Origin of the sequence: Eleftheria terrae (assembly GCF_030419005.1) — a bacterium.
GTDB classification, from domain to species: domain Bacteria; phylum Pseudomonadota; class Gammaproteobacteria; order Burkholderiales; family Burkholderiaceae_C; genus Caldimonas; species Caldimonas terrae.
Genome location: NZ_CP106951.1, coordinates 5,344,876 through 5,367,126 on the forward strand (window position 1 = coordinate 5,344,876; position 22,251 = coordinate 5,367,126).

A 22,251-nucleotide genomic window follows, 5' to 3' on the forward strand; every position below is an offset into this window, starting at 1 on the left:
CCTAGGCAACAGTGCAAGCGTGCACGGCGCCCGTGCAGAGGTGCTCACCGGCCGCCCCCAGGGCGGGCATCAAGCACGGGGCACGGCCGCATCCCAGCCGCCTGCGACGCCGGCCGGCCCTCACCATGGCAGCGAGCCCCAGCCCCATCAAGGCCCAGCTACCCGGCTCCGGCACCGGGCTGGCAGACGCCACGGTGAGCGTCAGCCCATCATGGCCATAGCTCACGTCGAGCCGGTACAAGGCGCTGTCGAGGTTGCTCCACACATGCTCGAAGGTGCCCAAGCCCAGGCGCCAGCCGTCCACCACCTTGTAGCTGCCCAGCACCGGCGTGCCGAGGAAATCGACCTGCAAGCTGCCCCCGAAGCTGACCGTGCCGTCGATCAGGAGGCGGTCATGGCGGCCCAGGCTGGCGATGTCGACGTCCAGCAGGCTGTGGTCGCCCAAGCTGACGTCACCGCGAAGGCGCGCCGTGCCCACCGTCTGCTCGCCGCCGGCCCCCAGCCGGCCCTGCTCGAACTCCAGCCGCCGGGCGTCCAGCGTGCCGTCCACCCAGGTGGCGCTGTCGGCGCCTTGCTGAAGGTAGCCGCGCTTCGGGTCCCGGCTGTCGCCTTTCACCTCCCAGAGCGTGTCGCCGTCTTCCAGGCGCAGCACCCCCCGGTTCGTCAACGAGCCTTGCGTGGCCAGGCTGGCACGGTGTTGCAGGCGGATCTCGCCGCTGTTGACGACCAGCGCCTGCAAGGCGTTCCTCGCCTGCCCTTGGACCAGGCTGGCCAGCTCGGCGCCGCGCCCGTCCAGCACGATGGTGCCCCCGTTGTCCCCGATGAGCGCGGGCAGCCCGCCCTGCTGGCCGAGGTTGAGCGCGATGGTGCCGTCGCGAGCGATGTAGCCGCCGGTGAGCCGTCTTGACTCGGCGTCCCACTGCTTCAGCGAGCCATCGACCTGGATGCGCGACCGCACCGCTTCGAGCTGGCCGGCGTTGTCCAGCGCCCCCGTGAAGCGCAGCCGGCCGCTGCCATTGGTGACCTGCACCTTCCCCCGGTTGTTAAAAACGCCTCCGATCTCGGTGGCGGCGACGCCGGTCTTCAGGTAGCGGCCGTTCATCTCCATGCGCGCCACCTGAATCCGGCTGACGCGCTCGCCATCGGGGCCGACCGACGTGCCGTTGTCGTTCTGGTCCGAGAACAGGGCGCCCGGCGCAATGACGATGGTGCCGCGGCCATCGACGTTCGCCAGATTGCCCTCCCAGTCGACCCGGCCCAGGAATTCCATGGTGGTGTCGATGCGCTTGCCGTAGAAGTAGTCGCGCTCGCCATCGGGGTCATGGCCCGCCCCATCGCGCAGCCGCGCGTGGCCGCGCACGCGTACCGGGCCGGTGACGTCGAGCCTGCCGTCCTGCCAGTCCAGGTCGCCGACCGTCAGCGCGCCGTCCAGCGTCAACACGCTGTAGATGGGCTCGGAGCTGGGTTGTGGCAGCGATTCCGCAATACGCAACCCGGCCACGTTCAGGTTGCCCCTGACATTCAACATGTTCCCGCCCACCACCTCCAGGCGGCCGCGCGTGCTGTCCAGGCGCGCCACGTCGAACACGGCTCCGCTCAGTTGCAGCGTACCCTGGTTGCGGATGGTGCCTGCGAAGGTGTTGCCGATGCTCATCGACGCAAGGCCGCCAGCGCCGATCTGCCAGCGTGCCGAGCCCAGCACCCGGCCGACATGCAGGGCGCCACGATGGACCGTGACCTTGCCGTCGATCAGGCTGGGCATGTCGTTCTTGTCGCGTTCGATCGTGAACGTGCCGCCGTCGACATGGATCGTGCCGTTGCTGGAGAAGCTGCCGTTGGGATACCGGTCGATCTGCAACTGGCCTTCCCTGACCGTCAGCGTGCCGTGGTTCTGAAAGGCATACCAGTCGGTCGCGATGGTGGTTCGATGCGCCCCGGTCTTCAGGTAGTGCCCATCGTTCGTCAGGCTGGAGAAGGCGGTGTCTAGGCCGCGAAAGCGGTGTGGCGAGGCTGCGTCATGAAAGGTGCCGCGGGCGCCGATACGCAGGCTGGACGAGTACAGGGGCTGCAGGGAGCTGCCGGTCCAGATGGTGGTGCCGTTGAGCTCCAGGTCCAGGCTGCTGCCTCCCCGCAGCCGCGACGTGCCGCCGAGTTCGGCTCGACCGTTCACGACCACCTTCAGCCGGGCCGGTGGCGCGGGCAGGGCGGAGCTGCCGAGCTGGCCGTCGGTCCAGCTCAGTCGGTCGAGGGTAAGCGTGCTGGCGGCACTGGCCGTCAACTCGCCGCCGCGCAGGTCCAGATGGCCGAGGCGGGAGGATCCGCCGCCCAGGCTCAACATGCCGCCGCTCATGGTGAGCCGACCGCTGCCGCTCACCGAAGCCGCCCTGAAGCTGCCCTGGCGCAGCCAGGAATCCCACCGCTGCAGCCAGGCATGGTCGCTGCTGTCCAGCGGCGGGCCATCGAGCCAGTTGGATTCAAGATCCCAGTACGGGGCGTCAGGTCCGGCGCCACCGCTCCACGTCCGGTCGGCCGCCTGGACCGGGGCGAGGGCGGCAGGGGCCGCGAGGGCAAGGGCCGCCAACCGCGATATCGATGGCAGGCACGACTTCGGGGACAACAACAACCACATAGATCCTCCGAGAGGGGATGAGAATGGCGCGGCCCGCTGGCGCCGAAGCCGGCGACGGTCAGTGCGCCTGTTGGCGAGCTTTCCAGCGCCGCGATCGCCCGTCAGTGAAGGTGTGAAACAAGCGCTTCAAGGCTGCAATGCCACCCACACCGGGGCCCGCCGCACCGGCCGCCTGCCGGGGCTTGCGATGTTGTCCCTGGCCGTCGCGACCCTCTGGCATCATCGCCGCCACCCGGCCCCGGCCGGCAAGGAGACGAGAACGATGCCCTGGTTCCCTCAATCGGCCCTCAACGATGGCGTGCGCAAGCGCGAGGTGTTCGGCTGGGCGATGTACGACTTCGCCAACTCCGGCTACACCACGGTGGTGCTCACGGCGGTGTTCAACGCCTACTTCGTCGCCGTGGTGGCCGGCAACGCGCAGTGGGCCACGCTGGCCTGGACGGCGTCGCTCGCGGCCTCCTGCCTGATCGTGATGCTCACCATGCCGACGCTCGGCGCCTGGGCGGACCTGCGCGCGGCCAAGAAGCGCCTGCTGGCCTTCACCACCGCGGGCTGCGTGGCCACTACGCTGGCGCTCGCGCTGGCAGGGCGGGGCGATGTCGGCTGGGCCGTGGTGGCCGTCATCCTGTCCAACTGCTTCTATGCCTATGGCGAGTCGCTGATCGCCTCCTTCCTGCCGGAGCTGGCGCGGGCCGATGCGCTCGGCCGCGTGTCGGGTTGGGGCTGGAGCTTCGGCTACTTCGGCGGCATGCTCGCGCTCGGCCTCAGCCTGGCCTACGTGCTCTGGGCCCAGGGGCAAGGCCAGCCGGCCACCGAGTTCGTGCCGGTGACCCTGGTCATCACCGCGGTGGTGTACGGCCTGGCTGCGCTGGCCACCTTCGCCCTGTTAAAGGAGCGGGCGGTGGCGCAGGCGGCGCCGACAGGCGCTGTCGGCATGGCCGCCTCGCTGCGGCAGCTGGCCCAGACGCTGCGCCATGCCCGCCGCTACCGCGACTTCAGCTGGCTGCTGGCCTGCACGGCCAGCTACCAGGCCGGCATTGCGGTGGTCATTGCATTGGCGGCCGTCTATGCCGAGCAGGTGCTGGGATTCCAGCAGACCGACACCATGGCGCTGGTCTTCGGCGTCAACATCGCCTCGGCCGTGGGGGCCTTCGGCTTCGGTTACCTGCAGGACCGAGCCGGGCACAAGCGCGCGCTGGCCCTGACACTGCTGGGCTGGATCGTCATGACCGCACTGGCGGTGGCCGCCACCTCGGCGCCACTGTTCTGGGTGGCCGCCGTGATCGCCGGCCTGTGCATGGGTGCCAGCCAGTCCGCCGGGCGGGCGCTGGCCGGCGTGTTCGCGCCACCCGCGCGGCTGGCGGAGTTCTATGGCCTGTGGACCTTCGCGGTGCGGCTCGCGGCGCTGATCGGCCCGGTCACCTACGGGCTGGTGTCCTGGGCCAGCGGCGGCAACCACCGATTGGCATTTGGCGCCACGGCGCTGTTCTTCCTGGCCGGCCTGGCGCTGCTCAGGCCGGTGGACGTGGCACGCGGTCGCGCCGCGGCGCTCGCCGCCTGAGCGTCAGCCGGGCAGGGCGGTCACCGCCACCGGAAAGTCGAGCCAGTGGCCGGCGATGCGCTGCAGCACGGCCGGGTCACCGCTGGTGCAGGCCTGCACCAGCCCGGGCGCGCTGGCGGCCGGCAGGTCGCCATGCGTCTTCAAGACCTGGGTGACGGTCTGCCGTGCGACGGGCTCGGCCGTGTCGATCAGCTGGACGCCCGCGCCCAGCTCGGCCGCGAACAACGGGGCCACGAAGGGATAGTGCGTGCAGCCCAGCACCACCGTGTCCACCCCGGCGGCTCGCAGCGGGGCGCAATAGCGCTGCACCAGCTCGCGCACCTGGGCCGACTCCAGCTCGCCTTGCTCGATGGCGTGCGCCAGCCCCGGACAGGGCTGCAGATGCACCTGCGACTGCTCGCGGTAGGTGGACAGCAGCGCCTGGAACTTGGCGCTCTGCAGCGTGGCGGCGGTGGCCACCACACCGACCCTGCCGTTGCGGCTCAGCGCGACCGCGGGCTTGAGCCCCGGCTCCACGCCGACGAAGGCGGTGTCGGGCCAGCGTTCCCGAAGCTGGTGGATGGCCGCCACCGTGGCGGTGTTGCAGGCCACCACCACCACCCGCGCTCCACGCCCGCGCAGGAATTCGGTGATGTAGCAGGCGCGGTGCACCACGTAGGCCGGGTCGCGCTCGCCATACGGCGCATGGCCCGAATCGGCGACGTAGAGCAGGGCGGCGCCCGGCAGGTGGCGGTGCAGGGCGCGCAGCACCGAAAGGCCGCCGACGCCGGAATCGAAAACGCCGACCAGCGGCGGGGGAACGGAAGAGGTGGACATCGTCGATGCAGGGGTCTGAGGCCGCGGCAGTCTAGCAGCGTGGCCTCGCGCCCGCCGATCCCCGCAACGAGCGGCGCGCCGCCCGGGATGCAATGGCGGCAGCCACAGGGAAGGGCCGGCCCGCCCGCCTGCCCGGCGTGCCGCACCTAGTGCGGCTGCCCGGCGTGCCGCCCGATCCCTCCGCGCTGCCCAGCAAAGCGGCCGCTTTCCGGGCCGGCTGGCCGCCCGGCGCGCTCGCGCCGCCGGCCCGCCGCGTCGGACCTGCCGGCGTCCCGCTTTCGCCGGGAAAGCTGAAAAGGGGCTGGACGAAGGCCCCCCGGCTTCGACTAGAATAGAACGACCGTTCGTTTTTTTTCGGCGCGGTTTCCCCCCACCCCGGGTTTCCGAGTCACTTGCGCGGCAGCCTGACGAGTGCACCGCAACATAGAATCCCGAGTTACGTTTACGTCAATCAAAGGAGATCGTCGCATGAAGGCACTGGTTCCGGTCAAGCGCGTCGTGGACTACAACGTGAAGGTTCGCGTGAAGTCCGACGGCACTGGGGTGGACGTCGCCAACGTCAAGATGAGCATGAACCCCTTCGACGAGATCGCCGTCGAAGAGGCGACCCGCCTGAAGGAAAAGGGCGCCCTGACCGAAGTGGTGGCTGTGTCCTGCGGTGTGGCGCAGTGCCAGGAAACGCTGCGCACGGCGATGGCCATCGGTGCCGACCGCGGCATCCTGGTCGAGACCGCCGAGGAGCTGCAGCCGCTGGCCGTGGCCAAGCTGCTGAAGGCGCTGGTCGAGAAGGAAAAGCCCGACCTGATCATCCTCGGCAAGCAGGCCATCGACGATGACTGCAACCAGACCGGCCAGATGCTGGCTGCGCTGCTGGACCTGCCCCAGGCCACCTTCGCCTCGAAGGTGGAAGTGGCCGACGGCCATGCCGTGGTCACCCGCGAGGTCGACGGCGGCCTGGAGACGATCAAGCTCAAGCTGCCCGCGGTCATCACCACCGACCTGCGCCTGAACGAGCCGCGCTACGTCACGCTGCCCAACATCATGAAGGCGAAGAAGAAGCAGCTCGACACGGTGAAGCCGGCCGACCTCGGCGTTGACGTGGCCCCGCGCATCAAGACGCTGAAGGTCTCCGAGCCGCCCAAGCGCGGTGCCGGCGTGAAGGTGCCCGACGTCGCGACCCTGGTCGCGAAGCTGAAGAACGAAGCCAAGGTGATCTGAGAAGGAGTGGATGATGACTGCACTCGTTATTGCTGAACACGACAACAACTCCCTCAAGGGCGCCACCTTCAACACCGTGACCGCAGCCGCGCAGTGCGGCGGCGAGGTGCACGTGCTGGTGGCCGGTGCCAATGCCGCTGCCGCGGCCCAGGCCGCCGCGCAGATCGCCGGCGTGTCCAAGGTGCTGCATGCCGACGGCGCGCCGCTGGCCGAAGGCCTGGCCGAGAACGTCGCCGCCCAGGTGCTGGCGGTGGCCGGCAACTACAGCCACATCCTGTTCCCCTCCACCGCGGCCGGCAAGAACGTGGCCCCGCGCGTGGCGGCCAAGCTCGATGTAGCGCAGATCTCCGACATCACCAAGGTCGACAGCCCGGACACCTTCGAGCGCCCGATCTACGCCGGCAATGCCATCGCCACGGTGCAGAGCGCCGACAAGGTGAAGGTCATCACCGTGCGCACGACCGGCTTCGACGCGGCGGCAGCCAGCGGCGGCTCGGCCGCCGTGGAGTCCATCGCGGCGGTGGGCGATGCGGGCACCTCGGCCTTCGTCGGCCGTGAAGTGACCAAGAGCGACCGCCCCGAGCTGACCGGCGCCAAGATCATCGTCTCCGGCGGCCGTGCGCTCGGCTCCAGCGACAAGTTCACCGAACTGCTGACCCCGCTGGCCGACAAGCTGGGCGCCGCCCTCGGCGCCAGCCGTGCCGCGGTCGATGCTGGCTATGCGCCGAACGACTGGCAGGTGGGCCAGACCGGCAAGATCGTCGCGCCGCAGCTGTACATCGCGGCCGGCATCTCGGGCGCCATCCAGCACCTGGCCGGCATGAAGGATTCGAAGGTGATCGTCGCGATCAACAAGGATCCCGAAGCGCCGATCTTCAGCGTGGCCGACTACGGCCTGGAGGCCGACATCTTCACGGCCGTGCCGGAACTCGTCAAAGCGCTGTAATCCACCGCGATGCAGCCGAACCCGTTCGCCCGCTCGATGGGCAACGGGTTTTTTTCCGCCCGTTTTTCCATTTCGCATCTCAGATCCAAGGAAACGCCATGACTTACCAAGCCCCCGTCAAGGACATGCTGTTCTGCATGCAGGAGCTGGCCGGCCTCGAAGATGTGGCCAAGCTGCCGGGTTTCGAGGACGCCGGCCTGGAAACGGCCCAGGCGGTGCTCGAAGAATGCGCCCGTTTCAACGAAGGGGTGGTGGCGCCGCTGAACTTCGAGGGCGACAAGAACCCGGGCGGCTGGAAGAACGGCGAGGTGAGCACGGCGCCGGGCTTCAAGGAGGCTTTCAAGCAGTTCGGCGAAGGCGGTTGGCAGGGCCTGCAGCATCCGGCGGAGTTCGACGGCCAGGGCCTGCCCAAGACCATCGGCGCCGCCTGCGTCGAGATCCTCAACAGTGCCAACCTCAGCTTCGCGCTGTGCCCGCTGCTGACCGACGGTGCCATCGAGGCGCTGCTGACCGCCGGCACCCCGGAGCAGCAGAAGCTCTACCTGCCGCGCATGATCTCCGGCGAGTGGACCGGCACGATGAACCTGACCGAGCCGCAGGCCGGCTCCGACCTGGCGCTGGTGCGCAGCAAGGCGGTGCCGCAGGGCGATGGCAGCTGGCGCATCAGCGGCCAGAAGATCTTCATCACTTTCGGCGAGCATGACATGGCGGACAACATCGTCCACCTGGTGCTGGCCCGCACGCCGAACGCGCCCGAGGGCGTGAAGGGCATCTCGCTGTTCTTGGTGCCGAAGTTCCTGGTCAACGCCGACGGCTCGCTGGGCAAGCGCAACGACGTGTACTGCGCGTCGATCGAACACAAGATGGGCATCAAGGCCAGCCCGACCGCGGTGCTGGTCTACGGCGACGACAAGGGCGAGGTCGGCCCTGGTGCCATCGGCTACCTGGTGGGCGAGGAGAACCGCGGCCTGGAGTACATGTTCATCATGATGAACGCGGCCCGCTTCGCGGTGGGCGTGCAGGGCATTGCGGTGGCCGAGCGGGCTTACCAGAAGGCGGTGCAGTACGCGCGCGAGCGGGTGCAGTCGCGGCCGGTGGACGGCTCGCTGCCCGGCTCGGCGCCCATCATCCACCACCCGGACGTCAAGCGCATGCTGATGACCATGCGCGCGAGCAACGAGGGCTGCCGCGCCATGGCCATCGTGGCTGCGTCGGCCTATGACGTGGCGCACCACCATCCGGATGCCGAGGTGCGCAAGCAGAACCAGGCCTTCTACGAGTTCCTGGTGCCGCTGGTGAAGGGCTACAGCACCGAGATGAGCCTGGAGGTGACCAGCCTCGGCGTGCAGGTGCACGGCGGCATGGGCTTCATCGAGGAAACCGGTGCGGCGCAGTACTACCGCGATGCCAAGATCCTGACCATCTACGAGGGCACCACCGCCATCCAGGCCAATGACCTGGTCGGCCGCAAGACCGCCCGCGACGGCGGACAGACCGCCAAGGCGGTGGCGCGCCTGATCGAGGCCACCGAGGCCGAGCTGGCAAAGCGCGACAGCGCCGATGCGCACGCCACGCTCAAGCGGCTGCGCGCGGCCCGCGAGGCTTTCGTGCAGGTGGTGGAATTCGTCGCCGCCAACACCAAGGCCAAGCCCAATGCGGTGTTCGCCGGCAGCGTGCCCTACCTGATGCTGGCCGGCAATCTGGTGGCTGGCTGGCAACTGGCGCGTGCCCTGCTGGTGGCCGAGGAGCGGCTTGCGGCCGGCCAGGACGCCGCCTTCATGCAGGCCAAGATCGCCACCGCGCGCTTCTATGCCGAGCACCTGCTGGCTCGCGTGCCGGGCCAGCGCGACAGCATCATTGAAGGCGCGGACAGCGTCACCGCGCTCGCGCTGGAGGCGTTCTGATCCTCCGGCGCCGGGCTGCCGCCGAGGCGGCCCGGCGCCGGCCCGCCTGTCATTCGAATCCGCCGGCTGCCTGGCAGCCGTGTCTTACCAGGGAGAACCTCGTGCCCTTGCCTACCGTCCTGCAGAACCTGCCGCTGCCCGTCATCGGCTCGCCGCTGTTCATCATCAGCAATCCCAAGCTCGTGATCGAGCAGTGCAAGGCCGGCGTGGTCGGCTCGATGCCGGCGCTCAATGCCCGGCCCGCGTCGCAGCTCGACGAGTGGCTGGCCGAGATCACCGAGACGCTGGCGGCCCACGACCGGGCGCATCCGGACCGCCCGGCCGCTCCTTTCGCGATCAACCAGATCGTGCACAAGTCCAATGACCGGCTGGAGCAGGACCTGGCGCTTTGCGTGAAGTACAAGGTGCCAGTCATCATCACCTCGCTCGGCGCACGGCCCGAGGTGAACCAGGCGGTGCACAGCTACGGCGGCGTGGTGTTGCACGACATCATCAACAATACCTTCGCGCGCAAGGCCATCGAGAAGGGCGCCGACGGCCTGATCGCGGTGGCGGCCGGTGCCGGCGGGCATGCGGGCACCACCAGCCCCTTCGCGCTGGTGCAGGAAATCCGCGAGTGGTTCGACGGCCCGCTGGCGCTGTCCGGCGCCATCGCCAGCGGCCGCTCGGTGCTGGCGGCACAGGCCATGGGGGCGGACTTCGCCTACGTGGGCTCGGCTTTCATCGCCACCGAGGAGGCGCGCGCCGCCGAGGGCTACAAGCAGATGATCACCGAGAGCAGCAGCCAGGACATCGTCTACTCCAACCTCTTCACCGGCGTGCACGGCAACTACCTGCGGGGGTCCATCGTCAACGCGGGCCTCGACCCGGACAAGCTGCCCGAGAGCGACCCGAGCGCGATGAACTTCGGCGGCGAAAACGCCAAGAAGGCCTGGAAGGACATCTGGGGCTGCGGGCAGGGCATCGGCACCATCAAGCAGGTCGTGCCGGCCCGCGAACTGGTGGAGCGCCTGCGCTCCGAATACCTGGCGGCCAAGCAGCAACTCTGCGCGGCTTGACGCCAGCCGGCGACGGCTGCCAGGCCGTCGCCCCAATGCCGGGCAGCCGGGCCCGGCGCGCTGGCCGCCCCGCGCGGGCAGCGCTCGACGGGCCGGACCGTTGTTCCGGCCTGCTGCATTCGCCGCCTCGACGGCCCCGCAGCCGGTGGCCGAGCCGTGCTTGCGGCACACCAGCCACCGGCCGCCTCACCGCTTCTTCTTCGCGGCCGGTGCGCGCGGGCGCCATCGCATCTTCATGTAGAGCGCGCCATGCTCCAGTTCCGCGAGCATTTGCTCGAGTCGCCGAAGCTGGGCGTCGTCGGTCTTGGCCCGCAGGATCCATCCGAGGTAGTCGTTTCGCTGATAGGGCGGACGCGCCTGGTAGGCGGCCATCAGGCCGCGCAACTCCAGCGCATCTTCCACGAAGCCAGGCATGGGGTGCAGGGCACGGGTGAGCGACGAGGCGGCGGGATTCATCGGGACGACTTCCTTGGCGAGTGCGGGTGGCGGCGGCCGCGAGCCAGGCGGGCCGTAGCGTTTGGGGCTCTCTTGGCAGCAGTGCATGGGAGGAATATACTGTACGTGCATACAGTGATTCAATCCCTCCTCATGGTGTCCGACCTTCATCCGCCCGCCGCCGCCCTGAAGGGGCGAGGCACGGCCTTGCGCATCGCGCACCGCTTTGAAAAGGCGGAGCGGGAGGGCTTCGACGACGGCTGGGGCACGCTGGAGCAGGCCGCGAGCGAAGAGCAACTGCCGCCCACCACGTTCGTGATCGAGGAACGGGTTCGGTCGCTGCTGTCCGCCAACGACTCACCGGACATTCCCTTCGAGCTGTCCATCAATCCCTACCGTGGCTGCGAGCATGGCTGCATCTACTGCTATGCCCGCCCCACCCACAGCTACCTCAATCTCTCGCCGGGGCTGGATTTCGAGACCCGCATCGTCGCCAAGGTCAACGCGGCGGAGCGGCTGGAGGCCGAGCTGGCGCGGCCGTCCTACCGGCCGTCAGCGATCAACATCGGCTCCGCGACCGACGCCTATCAGCCCGTCGAACGCAAGCTGCGCCTGACGCGAGCCGTGCTGGAGGTGCTGGCGGGCTGCAGTCATCCGTTCACCATCATCTCCAAATCCTCGGGCGTCGAGCGCGACCTGGACCTCATCGCCCCTGCCGCGCAGGCGGGCCGGGCCTGGGTCTCGATCAGCATCACCACGCTGGACCCGGCGCTGTGCCGGGTGTTGGAGCCGCGTGCCGCATCGCCGCTGCGCCGCTTCCAGACCGTGCGGCGGCTGGCCGAGGCCGGCGTGCCGGTGGGAGTCAACATTGCGCCGGTCATTCCCTTCATCAACGAGCCCGAGATCGAACGCCTGGTGGAAGCCGCTGCGGAGGCCGGCGCCGGCTCCATCCACTACACCGTGCTGCGCCTGCCCTGGGAGGTGAACCCGCTCTTCCAGCAGTGGCTGACGCAGCATTTCCCCGACCGGGCCGAGCGCGTGATGGCGCGCGTGCGTGAGATGCACGGCGGGCAGGACTACAAGGCCGATTTTGCGTCGCGCATGAAAGGCGCCGGATTGTGGGCCGGGCTGATTCGCCAGCGTATCGAAAAGGCGGTGGCCCGCCATGGCTTGACGCGCACGATCCGGCCGCTGGATCTCTCGGCCTTCAAACCGCCGCAGCGGGGCGGGCAAGGGGTGCTGTTCTGATGGTTGCCGTCATGCCCAACACGGTGGAGCGCTGGTTCGGCGCTCGTTTCAGCGAGCTGCATCCGTTGCTGCAGGCGCTGCACCGTCATGACGGCCGGCTTGAAGGCGAGGTCGAGCTCACCCGCGGCCGGGGCCTGGCCGGCTGGCTCGGCGCGCGCCTGCAACGCAAGTTGGGCATTCCGCTCGACCAGGATCGCTGTCGCCTGCGGGTGGACCTGCGGCATGACGAGCACGGCCTGCAATGGTCGCGCCGTTTCGGCGATGGGCCGGTGCTGTTGTCGGTGTTCGAGCCGGTCGGGCAATCGCCATCGGGGCACTGGCGCGAGAAGACCGGTGCGCTGACCTTGCTGCTCGATGTCGCCACACCCGAAGGCGGCTGGCATTGGCAGGTGCGCGGCGCCCGGCTGGGGCCACTGCCGTTGCCGCGCTGGCTGATGCCACGGGTGCATGCAGGCAAGCTGGTGGTTGACGGGCGCTACCAGTTTTTCGTGCGCTTCTCGATGCCCGGTCTCGGTCTCCTGCTGCAATACGCTGGGCAGCTGGACGCGATGCCGGCGGGCGATGCGATGGCGGCGACGCGGCCGGTGGATGAGGCCATCGATAAGCCGTGAACCGTGAGCCTGAAGACCCAGGCTTCGAGGCCAAGGGCTAGGGCTAGGACTAGGTGTGAACTGTCAAGACGTTGTTTCTTGGCGGAGGAAGGCGGGAGATGGGTGCAACGCGGCCGATGCCGTGATGTGGACGGTGCCAGTTGTAGTGGTGTTGCCAGCGGTGAAGCGCCTGGCGTCGCTGCTCGGAGTTCTGGTAGGTCCAGCCGTAGGCCCACTCACGGAGGGCCGACTGGATGAATCGCTCGGCCTTGCCGTTGGTTTGCGGGCGGTACGCTCGGGTGAACTTCTGAGTGATGCCCAGCTGTTGACAAGCGTGTCTAAAGGGCTTGGATCGGAATGCCGAGCCGTTGTCGGTCAGCAAGCGCTTGATCGTCACACCCAGGCGGTTGTAGTAAGCCACGGCGTCGCGCAAGAACTGCACAGCGCTTTGCCCGCGCTCGTCGGGATGCATGGCGGTGAAGGCGACCCGCGCGTGGTCATCCACCGCCACGAACAGGAATTCCCAGCCGGCGCCCTCAACGGAGTCCTTGCGGTTGCCCGTGACACGATGGCCGGGCCGTTCGATGCGCCCGAGCTTCTTGGTGTCGATGTGCAGCAAGTCCCCTGCCTCTGCATGCTCGTAGCGCTGCACCGGCTCTCGCGGCTCCAAGTCCGACAGCTTGGACAGTCCTGCACGAGCCAGCACGCGGCTGACCGTCGCCTCCGACACTCCCACGGTGTTGGCGATTCTTGACTGGATCATCCGGCGCCGCCGCAACTCGACGATGAGCAACGCCTTGCCGGGCTCGATCGCGCGAGGCGAGTGCTTGGGTCTGGAAGACGCATCGCCCAACGCGGCCTGTCCCTCTGCCAGGTAGCGCCCCAGCCACTTGCGCGCCGTGGGCGGTGTGACGCCGTGGCGCAACGCCGCTTCTGCTGGCTTGAGGCCCCGATCGGTCATGTCAAGAACCATTTCGAGACGACGGGCGAACGCAAGTCGGGCATTCTTATGGGTGTTCATCCGGCTGTTTCCTGGAAGTGCTGGGTGTTTGGCGACTTCCAGTCTCCCAGACTCAGTCCGGGTGAACCACAGATACAACCTATTGAAGCTTCACAACTAGGGCTAGGGCTAGGACTAGGACTGGGACTGGGACTGGGACTGGGACTGGGACTGGGACTGGGACTGGGACTGGGACTGGGACTGGGACTGGGACTGGGACTGGGACTAGGACTGGGACTAGGGCTGGGACTAGGGCTGGGGCTAGGGCTGGGGCTAGGGCTAGGGCTGGGGCTAGGGCTAGGGCTAGGGCTGGGGCTAGGGCTGGGGCTAGGGCTGGGGCTGGGGCTGTGGGCTGTGGGCTGTGGGCTGTGGCTGTGGCGCCCTGAGTCCGAATGCCCCAATGCCCCGACGCCTGAACGTAGAACGTCATCGCCTGATGCCTCAGAAGGCGTCGCTGTGCCGGCGACGGCAGCACCTCGGGTCTGCTGTGACTTTGGCACCGAACAGCGCCCGAACTCCGCCTTGCATCGCGCCTGATCGGCGCTGAAAAAATCGTCCTGACCGGTGGTGGCCGCAGCAGCGGGGCGGTGCAGGCGGCGCTGTTCAGTGACGCCAGCGGCCTGAGCATTCCTGCCGCTGGCTGCCGGGGAGCGTGGCCCCCGGGCAGCCTGGGTGTGCCATGTGCCGGACGCCCCGGGCTCGGGGCAAGAAAAAAGCCACCCGGTGGGTGGCTTCAGCGGCAGGGGCCTGGCCCGCGAGCCAGGCCCGTCCGGTTTTACTTGAACAGGTCTTTCACCCGGTCCGTCCAGGTCTTGGCGTTCGGCGAATGTCGGTCGCCCCCCTTCTTAAACGACTCGTCCAGCTCCTTCAGCAGCTTGCGCTGGTGCTCGGTGAGCTTGACCGGCGTTTCCACCGCGATGTGGCAGTACAGGTCGCCCGGGTAGGCTGAGCGCACGCCCTTGATGCCCTTGCCCCGCAGGCGGAAGGTCTTGCCGTGCTGGGTGCCTTCCGGCAGTTCGATCTCGGCCGCGCCGCCCAGGGTCGGCACCTCGATGCTGCCGCCCAGCGCCGCCGTCACCATGCCCACCGGCACGTTGCAGTGCAGGTCGTCGCCGTCCCGCTCAAAAATCTCGTGCTTCTTCAGCCGGATCTCGATGTAGAGGTCCCCCGGCGGCCCGCCGTTGGTGCCCGGCTCGCCGTTGCCCGCCGAGCGGATGCGCATGCCTTCGTCGATGCCGGCCGGGATCTTGACCTCCAGCGTCTTGGTCTTCTTGATCTTGCCCTGGCCGCTGCAGGTGGTGCAGGGCTCGGGGATGATCTTGCCGCTGCCGTGGCAGTGCGGGCAGGTCTGCTGGATGCTGAAGAAGCCCTGGCGCAGGTGCACGGTGCCCGAGCCTGCGCAGGTCGGGCAGGTCTTGGCGCTGGTGCCGGGCTTGGCGCCGCTGCCGTGGCAGGTGTCGCACTCTTCCCAGCTCGGGATGCGCAGCTGCGCTTCCTTGCCGTTGGCGGCTTCCTCCAGCGTGATTTCCATCGCGTAGGACAAGTCGCCGCCGCGGTAGACCTGCGGTCCGCCACCGCCGCGCCGGCCGCCGGCCTGGCCGCCGAAGATATCGCCGAAGATGTCGCCGAAGGCCTCGGCGAAGCCGCCGAAGCCCTCCGCGCCACCGCGCCCGCCCATGTTCGGGTCGACGCCGGCATGCCCGTACTGGTCATAGGCCGCGCGTTTCTTCGGCTCGGAGAGCATCTCGTAGGCCTCCTTGGCCTCCTTGAATTTCTCCTCCGCTTCCTTGGCCGCATCACCCTGGTTGCGATCCGGGTGGTACTTCATTGCCAGCTTGCGGTAGGCCTTCTTGATGTCGTCGTCGGAGGCGTTCTTCGCAACGCCCAGGACCTCGTAGTAGTCACGCTTTGCCATGATGTTCTCTGTCCGGAATCGATGGGGTGTTCACGCAGCCACGGGAGCCCGGCCGAGCCCGCGCAAAAACCGGAAGTGCGCAGCGACCGCGGCGCGCACGGAAGGGAAGCTCTTGTAGGGCACGCCGAACTCCTCGCAGGTCTGCCGCACGATCTTGCTGATGGCCGGGTAGTGAACGTGGCTCACATGGTGCAGAAGATGGTGCTCCACCTGGAAGTTCAAGCCCCCCATGTAGAACGCAGCCAGGCGGTTGCCGGGCGCGAAGTTGGCGGTGGTCTTGACTTGGTGGGTGGCCCAGTCGTCTTCGAGCCGGCCGGTCTCGGCAGCGGGCACCGGGAAGCTGGCGCCTTCCACCGTGTGGGCCACCTGGAACACCAGGGACAGCGTCAGGCCGAACACGCAGTGGATGGCCAGGAACACGAGCAGCACCTGCCACCAGGCATGGAAGAACATCGGCAGCACCAGGGTGTAGCCGATGTAGAACAGCTTCATGCCAACGAAGTAGGGCGCTTCCCACCACGCGCGCTGCTGCAGCGGCGTGTGGCCGATGCGGCCGGTGAACAGCTTCTGCCAGTCGCTGAACAGCAGCAGGTAGAGCGTCAGCAGGCTGTACAGCAAGGGTGCATACCAGTGCTGCAGCCGGTGCCACGGGCGCCAGGCCTGGGCCGGGCTCAGCCGCAGCAGGGCGCCAATGGCAATGTCATCGTCCTTGCCGTCGATGTTGGTGTAGGTGTGGTGCAGCTGGTTGTGCTTCTGGCGCCACAGCATGCTGCTGCTGCCCATCAGGTCCATCGTTGCGCCCATGATCCAGTTGATCCAGGGCTTGCGCGAATAGCTGCCGTGGCAGCCGTCGTGCATCACGTTGAACGCGATCAACACGAAGCCCTGCACCACGCCGAAAGCCGCCAGCGCCGCACTCCACCAGTGCTCCACCACCCACACCAGGCTCACGTAGCTGAGCGCGAACAGCGCAAAGGCAAACAGTGTCTTGGCGTGCAGGCGCCAGTCTCCCGTCTCGCCTTTCCCCTGGGACGCGAAATGAGCCCGCACGCGGGCTTTCAGGGTTTCGAAAAACGGGGCCCGAGGGGCAAACACCACCCGGGCGGACACTGCGTGACTCATGCGCTACGACCCCAACCTCTCTTGTTGTTCCTGCTGTTCCTGCCTGCTGCAAACGCAAACGCAAGAGGGGCGTCGGAACGCCGGTCTCTTGCGTTTTCAGGCCTTGCGGCCGGCGTCTGGATTACTTCTTGTCTTTCACTTCCGTGAACTCGGCGTCCACCACGTTGTCGTCAGTCGGCTTGGCCTGCTCGGCCGCGCCTGCCGCCGCACCCGGCTGCGCACCGGCGGCAGCTGCGCCCTGGGCGGCCTGCATGTCGGCATACATCTTCTCGCCGAGCTTCTGGCTGGCGGTCATCAAGGCCTCGGTCTTGGCGTCGATGGTGGACTTGTCGTCACCCTTGAGCGCCTCCTCGACGTCCTTGATCGCGGCCTCGATCTTTTCCTTCTCGCCAGCTTCGAGCTTGTCGCCGTACTCGGTCAGCGACTTGCGCACGCTGTGCACGGTGGCGTCGGCCTGGTTCTTGGCCTGCACCAGCTCAAGCTTCTTCTTGTCCTCGGCGGCGTTCAGCTCGGCGTCCTTCACCATCTTCTGGATCTCTTCCTCGGAGAGGCCGGAGTTCGCCTTGATGGTGATCTTGTTTTCCTTGCCGGTGCCCTTGTCCTTCGCGCTCACGTGCAGGATGCCGTTGGCGTCGATGTCGAAGGTCACCTCGATCTGCGGCACGCCACGCGGCGCCGGCGGGATGCCTTCAAGGTTGAACTCGCCCAGGCCCTTGTTGCCGGATGCCATCTCGCGCTCGCCCTGGAACACCTTGATCGTGACCGCCGGCTGATTGTCGTCGGCCGTCGAGAAAGTCTGTGCGAACTTTGTCGGGATGGTCGTGTTTTTCGCGATCATCTTGGTCATCACGCCGCCCAGGGTCTCGATGCCCAGCGACAGCGGCGTGACGTCCAGCAGCAGCACGTCCTTGCGCTCGCCGCCCAGCACCTGGCCCTGGATGGCCGCACCGACCGCCACCGCCTCGTCCGGGTTGACGTCCTTGCGCGGTTCCTTGCCGAAGAATTCCTTGACCTTCTCCTGCACCTTGGGCATGCGGGTCATGCCGCCGACCAGGATCACGTCGTCGATGTCGCTGACCTTGACGCCTGCGTCCTTGATGGCGATGCGGCAGGGCTCGATCGTGCGGGCGATGAGCTCTTCCACCAGCGCTTCGAGCTTGGCGCGGGTCAGCTTGATGTTCAGGTGCTTCGGACCCGAGGCATCGGCCGTGATGTAGGGCAGGTTGATGTCGGTCTGCGAGCTGTTGGACAGCTCGATCTTGGCCTTCTCGGCCGCTTCCTTCAGGCGCTGCAGCGCGAGCACGTCCTTCGACAGGTCGACGCCTTGCTCCTTCTTGAACTCGGCGATGATGTAGTCGATGATGCGCTGGTCGAAGTCCTCGCCACCCAGGAAGGTGTCGCCGTTGGTCGACAGCACTTCGAACTGCTTCTCGCCGTCGACGTCGGCGATCTCGATGATGGAGATGTCGAAGGTGCCGCCGCCGAGGTCATACACCGCGATCTTGCGGTCGCCCTTGTCGGTCTTGTCGAGGCCGAAGGCGAGCGCAGCCGCGGTCGGCTCGTTGATGATGCGCTTGACTTCCAGGCCGGCGATGCGGCCGGCGTCCTTGGTGGCCTGGCGCTGGCTGTCGTTGAAGTAGGCCGGCACCGTGATGACCGCTTCGGTCACCGGCTCGCCCAGGTAATCCTCGGCCGTCTTCTTCATCTTGCGCAGCACTTCGGCGCTGACCTGCGGGGGCGCCATCTTCTTGCCGCGCACTTCAACCCAGGCATCACCGTTGTCGGCCGCGGTGATGGTGTAGGGCATCAGGTCGATGTCCTTCTGCACTTCCTTCTCGGTGAACTTGCGGCCGATCAGGCGCTTCACCGCGTACAGCGTGTTGCGCGGGTTGGTGACCGCCTGCCGCTTGGCGGACGCACCCACGAGGATCTCGCCGTCTTCCTGGTAGGCAATGATGGAAGGCGTCGTGCGGGCGCCTTCGCTGTTCTCGATCACCTTGGGGGTGTTGCCTTCCATGATGGACACGCACGAGTTGGTCGTGCCCAGGTCGATGCCGATGATCTTTGCCATGTTGATGACTCCTTGAAACTCAAAAATTCGGTTGTCGTCTAGTTGTGGATATCCAGCGCTCTTTCAAGGCCCGGGCGGCCTGGAAAGCCCGTTTTCGGGCCCCGGACCTCGGCCGGCCTGCACTGCAGGCCGAGGCGCACGCGCTTGCCGGGTCGGCATTGGCGGAAGCCTGCAGCGTGCGGCCTCCCGAGCGGCGGCGCTTACTTGGGAGCGGACACCGTCACCAGGGCCGGGCGCAGCACGCGTTCGGCGATCACGTAGCCCTTCTGCAGCACCGCGACCACCGTGTTGGGCTCCTGGTCTGCCGGCACCACGCTGATGGCCTGGTGCTGGTGCGGGTCGAACTTCGTGCCTGCCGGCGGATTCACTTCCAGCACCTTGTTGCGCTCCAGCGCCTGCGACAGCTGCCGCAGCGTGGCGTGAACGCCTTCACGCAGCTGCTCCGGTGTGCCGTTTTGCACACTCAGGGCCGCTTCGAGGCTGTCCTTGACCGGCAGCAGGCTGTCGGCGAAGCCTTCCACTGCAAACTTGCGGGCCTTGGAGATTTCCTCCTCGGCGCGGCGGCGGGTGTTCTCGGCTTCGGCCTTGGCGCGCAGGTAGGCGTCGGCCACCTCGGCGTGCTTGGCTTCGAGTTCGGCCAGGCGCTGCTCGACCGGTACGGCGTTGGCGTCGGTAGCGGCACCGGGCTGGGCCTCGGCGTTCGGGTTCTGCGTTTGATTGGTCTGAGGATTTTGAGGTTCTGTCATGACACGTTCCCACCAAAACGCCCGAGATGAGGCCGTTGTCCGGGAGTTCAAGAGCCCTCGGAACGGCATGCGGGGCGCCGGGCTGGCAAAGGGGTTCGCATTGTGCCGGCAAAGTAGGGGCATTCCGCGAGGTTTGTCACACCGGCACTGTCGTGGGAAAACATCGCCGTTCAGGTGGTCACAACCGCCGTCCGGCGGTGACAGGTGGCTGAGGCACACTGAGCGGCCAAAATGCGGGTTTGCCCTGGTTTCGGAGGCGTGACGAACGAGAGGTATGCACAATTCCATAGGCACTGACAAGGCGGCACGTCCGCCGACCAGTTCGGTGATGACGGTCGCTCCGAGCGACCGCCACGCCGACGTTGCCCTGCGCGCCAGCATGGCGGTCATGGCGCCGGTGGCCCGTTGGCTGATCCGCAACGGCGTGCAGTATGGTGCGTTCGCCTCGGCCCTGAAGTCCGTGTTCCTGCAGGTAGCGCGTGAGGAGATCGAGCGCAGCGGCCGCAAGGCCACTGACTCGGCGCTCAGCGTGCTGTCCGGCGTGCACCGCAAGGACGTGCGGGCGCTGACCGGCGACGCACGCCGCGAACTGCGGCCGAAATCGGTCTCGCTGGTGTCGCAGGTCTTCACCCGCTGGGTCACCGACAGCCGCTACCGCAACGAGGACGGTTCGCCAAAGACCCTGCCGCGCCTGGGCGAGCAGGGGTCCTTCGAGGCCCTGGCGCGCGAGGTGTCGTCCGACGTCCATCCGCGCACGCTGCTGGACGAGTTCGTGCGGCTGCACCTGGTCAACCTGAACGGCGACACCGTGGAACTGGTGGCCGCCGCCTTCGTGCCGGCCGCCGACTACGAGGAGCTCGCCTCCCTGCTGGCCGCCAACACCGGCGACCACTTGGCGGCCGCGGTGCACAACCTCACCACCAATCAACCGCGTTTCCTGGAGCAAAGCGTGTTCGGCGCCGGCCTGAGCGGCCAGTCGGCCCGCGAGCTGGGCCAGGTGGCGCGCGACATCTGGGCGCAGGCGCTGCAACGCATGGCCGCCGAATACCAGCCGCGCAGCGAAGCCGACCAGAACGAGGAGCAGCCCCACCGGATGCGGTTCGGGGTCTATTACTACAGCGAGCCTGCGCAGGACGAACGAGCGCAGCAGGGGTGAGCGAAGTTGATGAGCACTATCCACATGCCCCGCCTGGGGGCACTGATCGCGGCTGCGCTGCTGAGCCTGTCCGTGGCCTCCTGCGGCGGCGGCGGACTGGGGTCCGGCGGCACCGGCGCGCCGATGAGCCAGACCTCTGGCACGGTGACCGGCTTTGCCAGCGTCATCGTCGACGGCACTGAATACCAGGACGACGAGGTCACGCCCAAGGCCGAGCGCGAGCCGGGCGTCGAGAGCGTGGCGGAAGCCAAGCTGGGCCAGTTCGTCGAGCTCGAGTTCGAGCAGAAGGGCGAGCACCTGCAAGCGCGTGCCATCCGGCTCGATGCCGCGGTGGTGGGGGTGCTCAGCGCGGTGTCGCCTTCGGCAGGCGGCGGCGGCACGATCGAATTGATGGGCCAGAAGGTCTTCGAGAACACCTCGGCGGACGCCGGGCCGGTGACGCTGTATGCCGGCGTCGACGGCCTGTCGGCGCTCAAGGTCGGCGACGCGGTGGAGGTGCATGGCGTGCCGCGGTGGAATACCGCCGAGTCGCGCTACGAGGTGCAGGCGACCCGCATCGAGAAGCTGTCCAGCGTGCCGGCAGTGGTGCGGGTGGCCGGTGTGGTGTCCAGCCTGGAAGCCAGCGGGCCGGGCAAGCGCTTCTCGCTGGGCGGACTCACGGTGGCGTATGACGCTGCCAAGCTGCTGCCCGACGGACGCGCCCTGAGCAACGGCAGCCGGGTGGTGGTGTGGGCCGCTCAGCCGCCGAGCAACGGGGTGCTCAGCGCCACCGGCGTGCGCACCGTGCTGCGCAACACCGGCGTCGCGGCCTTGCCCGCCCGCCTGGGCGGCCGGGTCGGCCGGCTGGACACGGTCCTCAAGCGCTTCGATCTTGCCGGCGTGACGGTGAACTACACGGGTGCGCAGTTCGTCCCGCCCGACCGTGCGGTGGCCGAGGGGGCGTATATCCGCGCCGAAGGCGTCTATGGCAACGACGGCGTGCTCAATGCCTCGAAGATCAAGGTCTTCCACCCGAAGGCGGGCGGCAGCGACAAGGAATGGACGGTGAAGGGCAGGATCAACGCCTTCACCAGCCTGGCCTCTTTCCGGGTGCGCACCGTCGAGATCGACGCCAGTGGCCTGACGGAGCTCGAGAGCTGCGGCACGCAACCGCTGGCCAAGGACCGGGTGGTCGAGGTTGAAGGGCGTGCGGTATCGCGTGGCCTGCTGGGCTCCGTGCTCTACGCCACCCGGTTGAGCTGCAAGAACTGAAGCCACCCGGCCGGTGCCGACGCGCCGGCGGCGGCTGCCAGCCGGCCAGGTGCACCACGGCCTGGGTCTCGGGCGAGCGCCTTCGCCTTCGCCCGGGATCGGAACCGCGGCTGGCAGCGGGAGCCTGGCCCTGGCCGATGCGCGGGCGGCCCCGCCGGTTCAGCTCAGGACGAGCCGTCTTCCTTGTCGTCGATGCTGGCGCTCCAGCGGTTCCAGTCGGCCAGCTCGCGCCGGTCGCGCTTGGTGGGGCGGCCGTGCTCGATGGCTTGCGAGGGATCGGCCAGGAAACGGCGGTTCTTGGCCGCTTCTTCCCGGGCCAGCAGGCTCTCCGGAGTTTCTTCATACAGTGCCTGCGCCACCGGCGCGGGGCCCCGCACATCGCTCAGCCCACGCACGATGACGGTGCGCTGGATGCCATGCCCCTGTCGCAGCGAGACGCTGTCGCCGACACGCACCTCGCGTGACGGCTTGGCCACCTGTTCATTCACCTGGACCCGGCCCTTGTCGATCTCGCCGGTGGCCAGCGAGCGGGTTTTATAGAAGCGGGCGGCCCACAGCCACTTGTCGAGTCGAACTCCATCCATG

General features: G+C 67.9%; 18 protein-coding genes. 9 read left to right on the forward strand and 9 right to left on the reverse strand.

What is annotated here, in order from left to right; genetic code table 11:
* Nucleotide 1 precedes the first annotated feature (1 nt).
* The gene (locus N7L95_RS23995) at nt 2-2,581 is read right to left on the reverse strand and encodes a PEP-CTERM sorting domain-containing protein (protein WP_301257754.1); all 2,580 of its coding nucleotides are present in this window, start codon (nt 2,579-2,581) and stop codon (nt 2-4) included.
* Nucleotides 2,582-2,816: 235 nt separating this feature from the next.
* On the opposite strand from N7L95_RS23995, the gene N7L95_RS24000 reads away from it, so the two are divergent.
* A complete protein-coding gene (locus tag N7L95_RS24000; protein ID WP_363324882.1) occupies nt 2,817-4,190 on the forward strand; it encodes an MFS transporter in 1,374 nt (457 codons plus the stop codon).
* Between the two features lie 3 nt (nt 4,191-4,193).
* Here the strand turns inward: N7L95_RS24000 and murI are convergent, their stop codons facing one another.
* Nucleotides 4,194-5,006, reverse strand: a complete 813-nt coding sequence (murI, locus tag N7L95_RS24005) for a glutamate racemase (RefSeq protein WP_301257756.1) — start codon at nt 5,004-5,006, stop codon at nt 4,194-4,196.
* A gap of 468 nt (nt 5,007-5,474) precedes the next feature.
* On the opposite strand from murI, the gene N7L95_RS24010 reads away from it, so the two are divergent.
* The 4 genes from N7L95_RS24010 (at nt 5,475) to N7L95_RS24025 (ending at nt 10,132) form a co-directional block, all read left to right on the forward strand.
* Nucleotides 5,475-6,224: an electron transfer flavoprotein subunit beta/FixA family protein gene (locus N7L95_RS24010; RefSeq protein WP_301257757.1), complete on the forward strand. Its 750-nt coding sequence runs from the start codon at nt 5,475-5,477 to the stop codon at nt 6,222-6,224.
* Between the two features lie 13 nt (nt 6,225-6,237).
* The gene (locus tag N7L95_RS24015; RefSeq protein ID WP_301257758.1) at nt 6,238-7,170 is read left to right on the forward strand and encodes an electron transfer flavoprotein subunit alpha/FixB family protein; all 933 of its coding nucleotides are present in this window, start codon (nt 6,238-6,240) and stop codon (nt 7,168-7,170) included.
* 98 nt (nt 7,171-7,268) lie between these two features.
* The gene (locus tag N7L95_RS24020; RefSeq protein WP_301257759.1) at nt 7,269-9,074 is read left to right on the forward strand and encodes an acyl-CoA dehydrogenase; all 1,806 of its coding nucleotides are present in this window, start codon (nt 7,269-7,271) and stop codon (nt 9,072-9,074) included.
* A 101-nt stretch (nt 9,075-9,175) separates the two neighbouring features.
* Nucleotides 9,176-10,132 (forward strand): NAD(P)H-dependent flavin oxidoreductase, encoded by a 957-nt coding sequence (locus N7L95_RS24025; protein ID WP_301257760.1) that lies wholly within the window; start codon nt 9,176-9,178, stop codon nt 10,130-10,132.
* A gap of 186 nt (nt 10,133-10,318) precedes the next feature.
* Here the strand turns inward: N7L95_RS24025 and N7L95_RS24030 are convergent, their stop codons facing one another.
* Entirely contained in the window at nt 10,319-10,588 is a 270-nt protein-coding gene (locus N7L95_RS24030; protein WP_301257761.1) for a YdeI/OmpD-associated family protein, read from the reverse strand.
* Nucleotides 10,589-10,720: 132 nt separating this feature from the next.
* Here N7L95_RS24030 and N7L95_RS24035 point away from each other — a divergent pair, with 132 nt between their 5' ends.
* Together N7L95_RS24035 and N7L95_RS24040 are read left to right on the forward strand one after the other, a co-directional pair.
* Complete coding sequence (locus N7L95_RS24035; RefSeq protein ID WP_301257762.1) at nt 10,721-11,815, forward strand: PA0069 family radical SAM protein; 1,095 nt, start codon at nt 10,721-10,723, stop codon at nt 11,813-11,815.
* Complete coding sequence (locus tag N7L95_RS24040) at nt 11,815-12,426, forward strand: DUF4166 domain-containing protein (protein WP_301257763.1); 612 nt, start codon at nt 11,815-11,817, stop codon at nt 12,424-12,426. Before N7L95_RS24035 ends, N7L95_RS24040 begins: the two co-directional genes overlap by 1 nt.
* 49 nt (nt 12,427-12,475) lie before the next feature.
* Here the strand turns inward: N7L95_RS24040 and N7L95_RS24045 are convergent, their stop codons facing one another.
* The 5 genes from N7L95_RS24045 to grpE form a co-directional block, all read right to left on the reverse strand.
* Nucleotides 12,476-13,426, reverse strand: a complete 951-nt coding sequence (locus N7L95_RS24045; protein ID WP_301257764.1) for an IS481 family transposase — start codon at nt 13,424-13,426, stop codon at nt 12,476-12,478.
* Between the two features lie 754 nt (nt 13,427-14,180).
* Nucleotides 14,181-15,320 (reverse strand): molecular chaperone DnaJ, encoded by a 1,140-nt coding sequence (gene dnaJ / locus N7L95_RS24050; RefSeq protein WP_301257765.1) that lies wholly within the window; start codon nt 15,318-15,320, stop codon nt 14,181-14,183.
* A 30-nt stretch (nt 15,321-15,350) separates the two neighbouring features.
* Entirely contained in the window at nt 15,351-16,442 is a 1,092-nt protein-coding gene (locus N7L95_RS24055) for a fatty acid desaturase family protein (RefSeq protein WP_301257766.1), read from the reverse strand.
* Nucleotides 16,443-16,563: 121 nt separating this feature from the next.
* A complete protein-coding gene (dnaK, locus tag N7L95_RS24060; RefSeq protein WP_301257767.1) occupies nt 16,564-18,513 on the reverse strand; it encodes a molecular chaperone DnaK in 1,950 nt (649 codons plus the stop codon).
* A 200-nt stretch (nt 18,514-18,713) separates the two neighbouring features.
* Complete coding sequence (gene grpE / locus N7L95_RS24065) at nt 18,714-19,259, reverse strand: nucleotide exchange factor GrpE (RefSeq protein WP_301257768.1); 546 nt, start codon at nt 19,257-19,259, stop codon at nt 18,714-18,716.
* A 274-nt stretch (nt 19,260-19,533) separates the two neighbouring features.
* On the opposite strand from grpE, the gene N7L95_RS24070 reads away from it, so the two are divergent.
* Together N7L95_RS24070 and N7L95_RS24075 are read left to right on the forward strand one after the other, a co-directional pair.
* Nucleotides 19,534-20,415, forward strand: coding sequence for a DUF6502 family protein (locus N7L95_RS24070; protein WP_301257769.1), 882 nt, complete (start codon nt 19,534-19,536; stop codon nt 20,413-20,415).
* Nucleotides 20,416-20,424: 9 nt separating this feature from the next.
* On the forward strand, nt 20,425-21,666 hold the full coding sequence (locus N7L95_RS24075) for a DUF5666 domain-containing protein (RefSeq protein WP_301257770.1): 1,242 nt from the start codon (nt 20,425-20,427) through the stop codon (nt 21,664-21,666).
* A gap of 164 nt (nt 21,667-21,830) precedes the next feature.
* Here the strand turns inward: N7L95_RS24075 and N7L95_RS24080 are convergent, their stop codons facing one another.
* Nucleotides 21,831-22,250 (reverse strand): RNA-binding S4 domain-containing protein, encoded by a 420-nt coding sequence (locus tag N7L95_RS24080; RefSeq protein ID WP_301257771.1) that lies wholly within the window; start codon nt 22,248-22,250, stop codon nt 21,831-21,833.
* Nucleotide 22,251 lies beyond the last annotated feature (1 nt).

Coding starts and splice junctions, on each gene's coding strand:
- N7L95_RS24030 (WP_301257761.1), bottom strand. CDS start 10,588: ATGAATCCCGCCGCCTCGTCGCTCACCCGTGCCCTGCACCCCATGCCT.
- N7L95_RS24020 (WP_301257759.1), top strand. CDS start 7,269: ATGACTTACCAAGCCCCCGTCAAGGACATGCTGTTCTGCATGCAGGAG.
- N7L95_RS24075 (WP_301257770.1), top strand. CDS start 20,425: ATGAGCACTATCCACATGCCCCGCCTGGGGGCACTGATCGCGGCTGCG.
- N7L95_RS24015 (WP_301257758.1), top strand. CDS start 6,238: ATGACTGCACTCGTTATTGCTGAACACGACAACAACTCCCTCAAGGGC.
- N7L95_RS24055 (WP_301257766.1), bottom strand. CDS start 16,442: ATGAGTCACGCAGTGTCCGCCCGGGTGGTGTTTGCCCCTCGGGCCCCG.
- murI (WP_301257756.1), bottom strand. CDS start 5,006: ATGTCCACCTCTTCCGTTCCCCCGCCGCTGGTCGGCGTTTTCGATTCC.
- grpE (WP_301257768.1), bottom strand. CDS start 19,259: ATGACAGAACCTCAAAATCCTCAGACCAATCAAACGCAGAACCCGAAC.
- N7L95_RS24045 (WP_301257764.1), bottom strand. CDS start 13,426: ATGAACACCCATAAGAATGCCCGACTTGCGTTCGCCCGTCGTCTCGAA.
- N7L95_RS24000 (WP_363324882.1), top strand. CDS start 2,817: ATGTTGTCCCTGGCCGTCGCGACCCTCTGGCATCATCGCCGCCACCCG.
- N7L95_RS24035 (WP_301257762.1), top strand. CDS start 10,721: ATGGTGTCCGACCTTCATCCGCCCGCCGCCGCCCTGAAGGGGCGAGGC.
- N7L95_RS24040 (WP_301257763.1), top strand. CDS start 11,815: ATGGTTGCCGTCATGCCCAACACGGTGGAGCGCTGGTTCGGCGCTCGT.
- N7L95_RS24070 (WP_301257769.1), top strand. CDS start 19,534: ATGCACAATTCCATAGGCACTGACAAGGCGGCACGTCCGCCGACCAGT.
- N7L95_RS24010 (WP_301257757.1), top strand. CDS start 5,475: ATGAAGGCACTGGTTCCGGTCAAGCGCGTCGTGGACTACAACGTGAAG.
- N7L95_RS24080 (WP_301257771.1), bottom strand. CDS start 22,250: ATGGATGGAGTTCGACTCGACAAGTGGCTGTGGGCCGCCCGCTTCTAT.
- dnaJ (WP_301257765.1), bottom strand. CDS start 15,320: ATGGCAAAGCGTGACTACTACGAGGTCCTGGGCGTTGCGAAGAACGCC.
- dnaK (WP_301257767.1), bottom strand. CDS start 18,513: ATGGCAAAGATCATCGGCATCGACCTGGGCACGACCAACTCGTGCGTG.